The 1,241-nt window shown below is 60.7% G+C and carries 1 protein-coding gene; it reads right to left on the bottom strand.

All coding sequences use genetic code 11. The features are described 5' to 3' along the window. Window positions 1–1,196, bottom strand: a 1,196-nt coding sequence (locus tag G8767_RS35170; protein ID WP_346843072.1) for an AMP-binding protein, incomplete at its 3' end; no start/stop codon positions are given. Window positions 1,197–1,241 lie beyond the last annotated feature (45 nt).

Genomic DNA, 1,241 nt, shown 5'->3' with positions numbered 1-1,241 from the left:
TTGCCGCCGAGTGCGAAGAAATCGTCATCGAGACCCACACGATCGACACCCAACACCTCGGCAAACACCGACGCAACGATCTCCTCCACCGCCGTCACCGGAGCCCTGAACACCGCAACCTCGAACACCGGCTCCGGCAACAACTTCCGATCCAACTTCCCCGACGCATTGAGCGGCAACGCATCCAACACCACAAACTGCGACGGCACCATATACGACGCCAACCGCTCCCCCACACCCACCCTCACCACATCAACATCAACCGAAGACCCCACCGCAGCAGTGACATACGCAACCAACTGATCACGCCACACCACCACCACAACAGAACCCACACCCACCTGATCCCGAACCGCAGCCTCGATCTCCCCCAACTCGATCCGCTGACCACGCAACTTCACCTGAAAATCACTACGACCGACATACTCGAGCTCACCCGACACACCGATCCACCGCACCACATCCCCCGTGCGATACATCCGCGAACCCACCCCACCGAACGGATTCGCCACAAACCGCTCCGCCGACAAATCCACCCGCCCGTGATACCCACGAGCGACCTGCACACCCGACAAATACAACTCACCCGCAACACCCACCGGCACCGGACGCAACCGCGAATCCAACACCAACACCGACGAATTCCACACCGGAGCACCCATCGGCACCACCACACCCACACCATCGAGCGGACCCGCCGCCGTCGCATGCACCGTGAACTCCGTCGGACCATACAAATTATGAACCTCAACCGACGGCAACACCGACAACACCCGACGCACCACCGACGCCGGCAACGCCTCACCCGCCGCGAAAATCACCCGCAACGAACCCAACCCACCACCACCAAGGCGCGAGATCGTCGCCTCCGACATGTCGACAACCTGATCGACGAACACCTCCAACATCGACGGCACAAACGAGACCATCGACACCGACTCCGCCGCCACCACCGACGCCAAATACCCCGGATCCCGATGACCGTCATGAGTAGCCACCACCAACCGAGCACCCACCGCCAACGGAACAAACAACTCCCACACCGACACATCGAACGTCACCGGAGTCTTGAACAACACCACATCAGAAACCGACACCGCATAACGCTCCGCCAACCACGACACCTGATTGACCACACTGCGATGACTGACCGCCACACCCTTCGGCCGACCCGTCGAACCCGACGTGAAAATCACATACGCCGTATTCCCCGACCGCAACGGCGCAACACGATCCACATC

Source organism: Rhodococcus sp. IC4_135 (assembly GCF_011602025.1).
Classification (GTDB): Bacteria; Actinomycetota; Actinomycetes; order Mycobacteriales; family Mycobacteriaceae; genus Rhodococcus_F; species Rhodococcus_F baikonurensis.
This window is presented reverse-complemented; position numbering and strand designations above follow the sequence as displayed.